At 48.5% G+C, this 10,586-nt stretch carries 8 protein-coding genes and 1 tRNA gene; 6 read left to right on the forward strand and 3 right to left on the reverse strand.

Going from position 1 to position 10,586, the window contains the following annotated elements; all coding sequences use genetic code 11:
* The 3 genes from yidD to rpmH all read right to left on the reverse strand — a co-directional run bounded on the left by yidD (position 1) and on the right by rpmH (position 959).
* Positions 1–213, reverse strand: coding sequence for a membrane protein insertion efficiency factor YidD (gene yidD, locus ACTQ52_RS11680; protein WP_410043706.1), 213 nt, complete (start codon positions 211–213; stop codon positions 1–3).
* Positions 214–277: 64 nt separating this feature from the next.
* Positions 278–646, reverse strand: coding sequence for a ribonuclease P protein component (gene rnpA / locus ACTQ52_RS11685; protein WP_410043707.1), 369 nt, complete (start codon positions 644–646; stop codon positions 278–280).
* A 169-nt stretch (positions 647–815) separates the two neighbouring features.
* Positions 816–959 carry a 50S ribosomal protein L34 gene (gene rpmH, locus ACTQ52_RS11690; RefSeq protein WP_410043708.1) on the reverse strand — a complete coding sequence of 48 codons (144 nt, stop codon included), beginning with the start codon at positions 957–959 and terminating at the stop codon, positions 816–818.
* A 413-nt stretch (positions 960–1,372) separates the two neighbouring features.
* Here rpmH and dnaA point away from each other — a divergent pair, with 413 nt between their 5' ends.
* From dnaA to ACTQ52_RS11720, 6 genes are all read left to right on the forward strand, one after another.
* The gene (gene dnaA / locus ACTQ52_RS11695; protein WP_441982699.1) at positions 1,373–2,749 is read left to right on the forward strand and encodes a chromosomal replication initiator protein DnaA; all 1,377 of its coding nucleotides are present in this window, start codon (positions 1,373–1,375) and stop codon (positions 2,747–2,749) included.
* A gap of 174 nt (positions 2,750–2,923) precedes the next feature.
* Entirely contained in the window at positions 2,924–4,045 is a 1,122-nt protein-coding gene (gene dnaN, locus ACTQ52_RS11700) for a DNA polymerase III subunit beta (protein WP_410043710.1), read from the forward strand.
* Between the two features lie 134 nt (positions 4,046–4,179).
* On the forward strand, positions 4,180–5,298 hold the full coding sequence (gene recF / locus ACTQ52_RS11705; protein ID WP_410043711.1) for a DNA replication/repair protein RecF: 1,119 nt from the start codon (positions 4,180–4,182) through the stop codon (positions 5,296–5,298).
* A gap of 152 nt (positions 5,299–5,450) precedes the next feature.
* A complete protein-coding gene (gyrB, locus tag ACTQ52_RS11710; RefSeq protein WP_410043715.1) occupies positions 5,451–7,370 on the forward strand; it encodes a DNA topoisomerase (ATP-hydrolyzing) subunit B in 1,920 nt (639 codons plus the stop codon).
* 26 nt (positions 7,371–7,396) lie between these two features.
* Positions 7,397–9,925 carry a DNA gyrase subunit A gene (gyrA, locus tag ACTQ52_RS11715; protein ID WP_441982700.1) on the forward strand — a complete coding sequence of 843 codons (2,529 nt, stop codon included), beginning with the start codon at positions 7,397–7,399 and terminating at the stop codon, positions 9,923–9,925.
* A 246-nt stretch (positions 9,926–10,171) separates the two neighbouring features.
* Positions 10,172–10,261 (forward strand) — tRNA-Ser (locus ACTQ52_RS11720).
* Positions 10,262–10,586: the final 325 nt, after the last annotated feature.

Raw genomic sequence — 10,586 nt, forward strand, 5'->3', positions numbered from 1 at the left:
TTAGGGAACAGGATCATAACCGCCCTTGGCCCATGGATTGCATCGCAGGATGCGCCATGCCGCCAACAATGAACCTTTGATACACCCGTACTTTCTGATTGCTTCAATGGCGTATTGAGAGCAAGTCGGTGTATATTTGCAGTGAGCACCGATATAAGGCGAGATACACTTCTGGTATCCACGAATCAAACCCACCATGAGTTTCGAAATCATATGCACGCCCCCCGGATGTGTATTCTCTCTTCGTCACACATCCCATCGTCCCACTTCGATACCACTATGCGTCCGGCGTCTTCTGCGCCTCCGCATCTTTCATAAAGATATGATGCCTGTTCAAAAGATTGAGATACTGCTCTTCAATCTGCTGATAAGTACAGTAATTCGCCTTTCCGCGAATCACGATGATGATGTCTAGCCCCTGTTTCACTCTGAAATCATTTAATCTGAAGATTTCACGCATCTTCCGCGCAAATGTATGACGCACGACCGAGTTTCCGATCTTCTTCGAACAGGAAACCCCTAAACGGTTGTGCCTGCATCCGTTCTCACAAACATACATCACGAGCGCGCTCGACGCATACGATCGGCCGGTCTGATAAGCTCTCTGAAAATCACTATTCTTTTTTACGGATGGAAATCGCTTCATCTTCTCAAAAAACCTCTCCTGCCTGTGTATTTCTGTTCAATGCTGTCGACCCGTCTCCTCCCGAACGGCTTTCTCAGGCGCAGCGCGCCCGCAGAATCCCCTCGAAAAACAGACACTGTTATATGAAAAAAGACCGCTTTCAAAAGCGGTCTTCATCATATGTCGTGAATTAAACGGTTAATGCTGCTCTACCTTTTGCTCTTCTGGCAGCCAGTACCTTTCTACCGCCTGCGGTTGCCATTCTGGCTCTGAATCCATGAACCTTGGATCTCTGTCTGGTCTTTGGCTGTAAAGTCATTTTTCCCTTGTGCATATACTGACACCTCCTTTTCTGATAATCTTTCAGGACTCCATTGAATTTTCAGTTTTCAATGTTGGACTCCTTGAATAGCCCTTCGTCCTGAAGTAACTTCAGATCTAGGGTAAACATCGCTTGTATATTATATAGAAAAGCTATTTTTTCGTCAATCCTTTATTTATGCACTTTATCAACATTTTTATCCACTTTCCAACAGTATAAAAATCTGTCCACAAATTGTGTACAAAATGTGGATAAGTGGAGTACCAGGCTGACTTGGATTTTTAAAAAGCACAGAATTACGTCATTTTTATGTGGAAAAACAGATGTTCACAAGTGTTTATCCACAGACTAAGTGGCATTGCCTTGCTATTCTATCCACAATCGTTTATAATTTATTAGTGATTTTATCGTTTAAGGAGCATCTCATGAACGATTTTGAGACGATTAGAAAAAACTGGGATGATATTCTGAAGAATATGAAGGAGGAGCATGACATCCTCCCTGTATCCTTTGATACATGGCTGAAACCGCTCAGACTGTTTGATTTTATCAACAGTCAGCTGCTGATTCTTGTACCAGAAGAAGGCTATATCAAGTATCTCGATAAGAAGTATTCCTTATTTTTAAAGGTAGCGGTCGAAGAAAAGACCAGCATTCCTGTCGAGATTCTTTTTATGGTGGAAAAAGATGCTCGCGACTATGTGAAGCGTCTTCAGGGTATCTCCAGCGAGAAAAAAGATCCGGAAGAGCTGTTTGCTGAAACGCTGAAGGAAGCAAATCTGAATAGTGAATACACCTTCGACACCTTCGTCGTTGGTTCAAGCAACAACCTGGCGCATGCAGCATCCCTCGCGGTCGCTGAATCACCGGGCGAGATCTATAACCCGCTCTATATCTATGGAGGCGCCGGTCTCGGAAAGACGCATCTGATGCATTCGATTGCACACTTTATATTAAGAAATAATCCGAACGCGAAGATCCGTTATGTCACCTCGGAAACCTTCATTAACGAGTTCGTCGATTCCATCCGAAACAAGAACAACATGTCGCCGGCCGACTTCCGTAACCGTTACCGTGAGCTTGATGTTCTGCTGATCGATGATATCCAGTTTATTATAGGTAAGGAAGGAACGCAGGAAGAGTTCTTCCATACCTTTAATACCCTGTATGAAAATAAGAAGCAGATCGTCATCGCATCAGATAAACCACCGAAAGACATCGATAATCTCGAGGATCGACTCCGTTCACGATTCGAGGTCGGTCTGATCGTGGATATCCAGATGCCGGACTTCGAAACACGTATGGCTATCATTCGTAAGAAGGAGGAGCTCATGAATGTAAACATTGACAACGAGATCATCAAGTACATCGCGACGAATATCAAGTCAAACATCCGTGAGCTCGAGGGCGCACTGACGAAAATCGTGGCCATGTCCCGCCTGAAGGGCCAGTCCATCGATCTCGCGCTCGCCGAGGATCTTCTGAAGGACCACATCACACCGGATGGTCCGAAGGAAGTGACCCCGGAGCTGATCATCACGACCGTTGCAGAACACTTCGGCATCACAAATCTCGAGATCGCTTCGCAGAAGAAAAGCAAGGAAATCGTCTACCCTAGACAGCTTGCGATGTACCTCTGCCGTACCATGACCGAGGCGCCGCTGAAAACCATCGGTGAGTACCTCGGCGGGCGCGATCATACGACGATTATGCATGGTATCGATAAGATATCCACAGAATTACGCACAAACGAACAATTGAAATCCACAATTGAGACCCTGAAGAAAAAAATCTCACCTTAAGCGTCTTATCGTGACATGATTTGTTCACAGTGTGTAAAGCAACTGTCAACCGAGTTGTCAGATGCCGAAAATGACGTAATTATGCCGTGAAAATGACTTTTTCACATTTCCACAGCCCCTAATAATAGTACTAGAAATTAAAAGAATTAATTAAATATAAAGAGAGGCCGCCTCATGAAACTGCAATTCAAGAAAACTGATCTGATCAACGCGATCAATATCGTATCCAAAGCTGTTCCGTCGAAAACCACGATGTCGATTCTCGAGTGTATCCTCGTCGATGCATCCAATGGAAAAATCGAACTCGTAGGTAACGATGCAGAATTCGGTATCCAGACGGTATGCAACGGTACGATCATCGAAGCTGGTAAGGTTGCACTGGAAGCGAAGATTTTCTCTGAGATCATCCGCCGTCTTCCGGAAGCATCCGGAATCGAAGTTACCATCGAGACAGATGAACGTAACAATACCATCATCACCTGTGAGAATTCTGTATTTAAGATCGCCGGACGTGATGGCAATGAGTTCACTGCACTTCCGAAGATCGATAAAAACCAGTCTGTGTCACTCTCCCAGTTCATGCTGCGCCAGATTATCTCACAGACGATCTTCTCCATCGCTGCCAACGACAGTAACAAAAAGATGACCGGTGAACTTTTCGAGGTAAATGGAGATGATTTCACCGTCACATCCCTCGATGGTCACCGTATTTCGATCCGTCGCATCAAGCTGAATCAAAATTATGATACAGCCAGGGCCATCGTTCCTGGTAAAGCACTGAACGAGCTCAGTAAGATTCTATCCGGTGGAGTTTATGATGAAGTCATCGTCTACTTCTCCATGAATCACATCATGTTTGAGTTTAATGACACGCTCGTTGTTACGAGACTGATCGATGGTGATTACTTCCATGTAGCACAGATGCTGTCCGAGGATTATGAAACAAAAATCATCGTAAACCGTAAGAACTTCCTCGACTGTCTCGATCGTTCGACGATTTTCGTAAAGGATAACGACAAGCAGCCGCTGGTTCTGAAAATCGAGGAGAATGTACTCGGCCTGAAGATCAAGACAGACCTCGGTACGATGGATGCAGAAATCGCCATCCGGAAAACCGGAAACGATCTCATGATCGGCTTTAATCCGAAGTATCTCGTGGATGCACTTCGTGCGATCGAGGATGAGGAGGTCACGATCTACATGTCGATTCCTCGTTCTCCGTGCTTCATCCGTGATGATAAGAAGACGTACAATTACATGATTCTGCCGGTAAACTTTAACGCAGACGCATATTGAATAAATGCATAATTATACATAAATCAGATTTATAATTATGTATCATGAAAAAGATGACACGATACTGATGTGCCTGCCACACAGACATCATAGGGATCTGACGCCCTGTGGGCGCTGCTCTCGCGTGCTATAGAATGATAATTGAAACACTGGAATTAAAGAATTACAGAAATTATGACCATCTGAAGTTAGAGCTGAGTCCCGGAACGAATATTTTTTTCGGCGACAATGCACAGGGAAAAACCAATGTACTCGAAGCCATCTTCCTGGCCTGTACATCGAAATCCTACCGGATCACCCATGACCGGGATCTGATCCAGTTCGGTCATGATGAAGCACATATCAAGATGGAGACACGGAAACGCAAGGTTCCCTACCGTGTTGATATGCACTTGAAAAATAATAAACCGAAGGGCATCGCCATCGATGAGATTCCGATTCGTCATGCCTCGGAACTCTTCGGTATCGCGAACGTCGTCTGCTTCAGTCCGGAGGATCTCAGTCTCATCAAGGATGGACCGGCGCTTCGGCGCCGCTTTATGGACCTTGAGCTCTGCCAGCTGGATAAGGTGTACCTGTATCATCTGGCTCGGTATAATCGAACACTCAATCAGCGGAACAAGCTGCTGAAGGATATGATCATGCGTCCGGTCCTGGCCGATACCCTGCCGGTATGGAATGAACAGCTCTGCCTCTATGGCGAGCAGGTCATCACCATCCGGGAGAAGTTCATCCAGGAGCTTCAGAGTATCATCGGTCGCATCCATCACCAGCTGACCGGAGGTGTCGAGGAGCTCAGCATCAGCTACGATCGAAATGTCGCAGCGGAAAATTTCGCCACGGCGCTCGAGCGAAGCTGTGAACAGGAAAAACGCCAGCATCTGACACTGGTCGGACCACATCGTGATGACCTCTGCTTTACGATCGATGGGAAGGATATCCGAAAATTCGGATCGCAGGGTCAGCAGCGGACGGCAGCACTGGCGCTGAAGCTGAGTGAGATCGAGCTCGTGCGACAGCGCATCGAGGATCATCCGATTCTGCTGCTCGATGATGTATTGTCGGAGCTGGATTCGAAGAGACAGAATTATCTCCTCGATCTTCTCTCTGATACGCAGAACATCATCACCTGTACCGGACTCGATGAGTTCGTCAATCATCGTTTTCATATCGATGAGCTCTTCCATGTGGTCAATGGAACGGCGACGAAAATTGAAAATCTGAAGACGCTGTACAGCACGTCAGAAAAATAAAATGCGTGTATGCATACCTTTCCGTGGTCTGTATCACGACAGGATAGTAAAAAATGCAGTTTCCTGCTGTTCCAGGCGGGTAGTCAAAGGAGAAAGCTTCAATGGCAATAGAAAAAAATGAAAATGAAGATCTGCAGCGTGAAGAGGAGCTCATGAAGGGCTCGCCTGATTACAGCGCAGATCAGATTCAGATTCTGGAAGGACTCGAAGCAGTTCGGAAGAGACCTGGCATGTATATCGGCAGCACCTCCATCCGTGGTCTCCATCATCTCGTCTATGAGATCGTGGACAACTCCGTTGATGAGGCGCTGGCGGGTTTCTGCGACAGCATCACCGTCACCATCGAGAAGGATAATTCCATCACTGTACAGGATGACGGTCGAGGCATTCCGGTCGACATTCAGAAGAAGGCCGGTAAGCCGGCACTCGAGGTCGTCTTCACCGTCCTGCATGCAGGTGGTAAGTTCGGCGGCTCCGGCTATAAGGTATCCGGTGGTCTCCATGGCGTCGGCGCGTCCGTCGTCAATGCTCTCTCAATCTGGCTCGAGGTTTCTGTCTACAAGGGCGGAAAGATCTACAACATGAAGTTCGAGCGCGGTAAAGTGGTACAGCCGATGACCGTCATCGGTGAGTGCGATGAGCGTCAGCATGGAACGAAGGTTCACTTCCTTCCGGATCCGGAAATCTTTGAAGAGACCGTATATGATTACGATACCCTGAAGGTTCGTCTCCGTGAGACGGCCTTCCTCACGAAGGCGCTGAAAATCACACTGATCGATGCGCGTGAAGGCAAGGAGCAGGAAAAGACCTTCCACTACGAGGGTGGTATCAAGGAGTTCGTACAGTATCTCAACAAGGGCAAGGAGCCACTGTATCCGGACGTCATCTACTGTGAGGGCGAGCGTGATCATGTGTTCGTCGAGGTCGCGATGCAGCACAACGACTCCTATACCGAGAATACCTATACCTTCGTCAATAACATCAATACCCCGGAGGGTGGAACCCACCTCACCGGTTTTAAAAACGCGATCACGAAGACCTTTAATGATTATGCCCGCAGTAATAAGCTCCTGAAGGAATCGGAGCCGAATCTGAGTGGTGATGATATCCGTGAGGGTCTCACGACCGTGATTTCGGTAAAAATCGAGGATCCGCAGTTCGAAGGACAGACCAAGCAGAAGCTCGGAAACTCCGAGGCGCAGACCGCGGTTCAGAACATCGTCGGTGAGCAGCTCACCTACTATCTCGAGCAGAACCCGAGCGTGGCGCGTGCCATCTGTGAGAAGTCTGTACTCGCCCAGCGTGCGCGTGCAGCGGCACGTCGTGCACGTGATCTTACGAGAAGAAAGTCGGCGCTCGATGGTGTCGGTCTTCCGGGCAAGCTCGTCGACTGTAACTCGAAGGATCCGAATGAGTGTGAGATCTTCATCGTCGAGGGAGACTCTGCACTGGGACCTGCGAAGGATGGACGAAATGTCCATACCCAGGCGGTGCTGCCACTGCGTGGTAAGGTACTGAATGTGCAGAAGGCGCGCCTCGACCGTGTATATGCGAACGAGGAAATCAAGGGTATGATCACCGCCTTCGGTACCGGCATCAACGAAGACTTCGATATCTCGAAGCTTCGCTATAACAAGATCATCATCATGACGGATGCCGATGTCGATGGTGCACATATCGCGACCCTCATGCTGACCTTTATTTACAACTTCATGCCGGAGCTGATCAAGCAGGGGCATGTATACCTGGCACAGCCACCACTTTTTAATATCACGAAGAACAAGAAGCACTACTATGCTTACTCCGACGAGGAGTACCAGGATATCCTGAAGCAGATCGGTGCCGAGGGTACGGATGTATCCCGCTTCAAGGGACTCGGTGAGATGGATACAGAGGAGCTCGCAGAGACCACCATGGATCCGGAAACCAGAACGCTTCTTCGTGTGAATATGAATGATGATGATCGTGCAGATCTCGACGTCACATTCACCACGCTGATGGGCGATCAGGTCGAACCAAGACGTGAATTCATCGAAGAGAACGCGAAGTATGTCACGAATCTCGATGTCTGATATTAGTGAATTCGGAGGATAAAATTTTGGAACCAAATGTTTTTGATAAGGTCCAGGATGTAGATCTCAAGAAGACGATGGAAAACTCGTATATCGATTATGCGATGAGTGTCATCGTATCGAGAGCGATTCCGGATGTCCGGGATGGTCTGAAACCGGTTCAGCGCCGTGTACTCTATTCACTGCAGTCACTCGGTGTAACCCCGGATAAGAAAACGAAGAAGTGTGCCACCATCGTCGGTGAGTGTATGGGTAAATTCCATCCGCATGGTGACTCCTCGATTTATGGTGCCCTGGTTTATATGGGACAGAGCTGGTCGATGCGCCATGTACTGGTCGATAAGCAGGGAAACTTCGGTTCGGACGACGGCGACTCTCCTGCCGCTATGCGTTATACCGAGGCGAAGATGTCAAAGCTGGCCGGTGAGATGCTCGCCGGCATCAATAAGGACACCGTTGACTTCATGCCGAACTTCTCCAACGAGTACGATGAGCCGACGGTGCTGCCGGCGAAGTTCCCGAATCTGATCGTGAACGGTGCCACCGGTATCGCGGTCGGCATGGCAACGAACATCCCGCCACATAATCTCCGGGAGGTCATTCGTGCGGTGGACCTCATCATTGACAATCGCATAAAGGATCAGGAAACGACCCTGGAGGATATCATGAAGGTAATCCCGGGGCCTGATTTTCCGACCGGTGGGATCATCCTCGGCCACAAGGGCATCGAGGAGGCCTACCGTACAGGACGTGGCAAGATCAAGCTTCGTGCCGTATGTGAGATCGAACCGATGCAGAACGGAAAGCATCGCATCGTGGTGAAGGAGCTTCCGTACCTCGTCTACCGTTCGAGGGTCATCGAAAATATCGCAAATCTGGTCAAGGATAAGAAAATCGACGGCATCACGTATATCAACGACGCCTCCGGTAAGGGCTCCACAGCGAAGATCAACATCGAGCTTCGAAAGGATGTAAACCCGAATGTCATCCTGAACCAGCTTTATAAGCATACCCAGCTTCAGACCACCTTCGGTGTCATCATGCTCTGTATCGTGAACGGCGAGCCGAAGATCCTGAACCTCCAGCAGGTTCTCGACGAGTATCTGAAGCATCAGGTCAATGTCTTCACCAGACGCACGAAGTATGATCTGAATAAGGCGCAGGAGCGTGCGCATATCTTAGAGGCACTCCTTGTCGCTGTCGATCATATCGATGAGATCGTGCATACCATTCGTGCGGCTGCGAACACGGAGCAGGCGAAGCTGGATCTCTCCGCGAAGTTCGGCTTCGATGAAGGACAGGCACAGGCCATCGTAGACATGCGTCTGCGTGCCCTGACCGGTCTCGAGCGCGACAAGCTGAAGGATGAGTACGACGAACTCGAAAAGAAAATTGCATACTACAACGAGATTCTCGCTGATCCGAAGAAGATGCTCGGTGTAATCAAGAGTGAGATCGATGTTATCGCAGATAAGTATGCAGATGATCGTCTCACGAAGTTCGGCTATGACGATTCCATCGAGGATGAGGATCTGATTCCGGATGATGATATCGTGATTGCGGCGACCAGACTCGGTTACGTGAAGCGTATGTCACCGGAGAACTTCAAGCAGCAGAACCGTGGCGGTAAGGGGATCAAGGGCATGCAGACCATCAATGATGACATCATCGAGGATCTGTTCATGGCGACGAATCACCACTACATCATGTTCTTTACAAACACCGGACGCTGCTTCCGCATCAAGGCGTATAATATCCCGGAGGCATCCCGTACCTCCCGTGGTACGGCACTCGTGAATCTCCTGCAGCTTGGATCAGATGAGCATGTCACCGCCAGCTTTGCGCTGACGGATGATTATCCATCATCCGATCAGTATCTCCTGCTTGCGACGAAGAACGGTATGGTGAAGAAGACCCCGATTGCGGATTATGCGAACATCCGTAAGACCGGTCTCATCGCGATGACGCTGCGGGACGATGACCAGCTCATCGAAGCGAAGCTGATCGATGCAGGTGAAGATGTCATGATCGGTACCCGGAATGGTATGGCGATCCGCTTTAACGAGTCGGATGTTCGTGTGACCGGTCGAAGCTCGATGGGTGTACGCGGTATCAGCCTCGATGCAGATGATGAGGTCATCGGCATGCAGAAGCTCAGCCAGGGTGACTATGTGCTGGTCGTATCTGAAAAGGGTATGGGCAAGCTGACCCATGCCGATGAGTTCAAGGCTCAAAAACGTGGAGGTAAGGGTCTGCACTGCTATCGCATCACAGAAAAGACCGGTAAGCTCGTCGGATTCAAGCTGACCTCGAAGGAACGCGAGATCATGCTGATCACGAATGAAGGTGTTATCATCCGTATGTCGCTGAAGGACGCGAAGGATATCGGGCGTAATACCTCCGGTGTGAAGTTCATGAACATCGATCCAGATTCCGATACCGTGATCGCATCGATCGCGAAGGTACGTGAATCGACGACCGAGGCCTATGAGGCAGAGCTCGCGGAGACCGAAGCGGTTCCAGAGGATACGGAAGACGCTGGAGAGGATAACTGAAGCCATCTTACCAGAGGGAGCACATCTATATGATGTGCTCCCTCTCTTCTATCTCTACAAGCTCTCGTTCAGGCAGGATGACAGCCGCAAAATGGCGAATTTCCGTCAAAAATAAAGGTAAAAAGCGGGTTGACATCATGTAAATTTATTGGTAATATAGCTAGGCATCCTTAAAAGGGTGCTTTTATTAACCATTTTCCCGGTTTGAGATGATTCATCTCCCTTGGCAGGGATCGAGGTTAATTTGGAGTAGTACTCAAGAGGCCGAAGAGGCGCCCCTGCTAAGGGTGTAGGTCGGATAAAACCGGCGCGAGGGTTCAAATCCCTCCTACTCCGCTGAGGATTTTCTTCTGACAGAAAAATATCTGAAAGATATGAAAATTCTTATTGACAGAGATAACGCTCTATGATAGAATGTTTTCTCGTCACCAGAAAACAGAGATTCAGATGAAGCACTTCGCTTCCAGATGAATCAAAAATTTCTGAAAAAGTGCTTGACAAGCAAGAAACAGTTTGATAGAATATGCAAGCTGTCGCAAAGAGAGCACAGCGAACCTTGAAAATCAAAGATCGATTAATACACAGACCCTGAAGATTCTAAAGAATTTTCAGAGACCAGCAATGGTCAAGCGATCAAGAGATCGCGCGAATTTATTCGCAG

The organism is Oribacterium sp. Sow4_G1_1 (assembly GCF_052116105.1).
Taxonomy (GTDB): Bacteria; Bacillota; Clostridia; order Lachnospirales; family Lachnospiraceae; genus Oribacterium.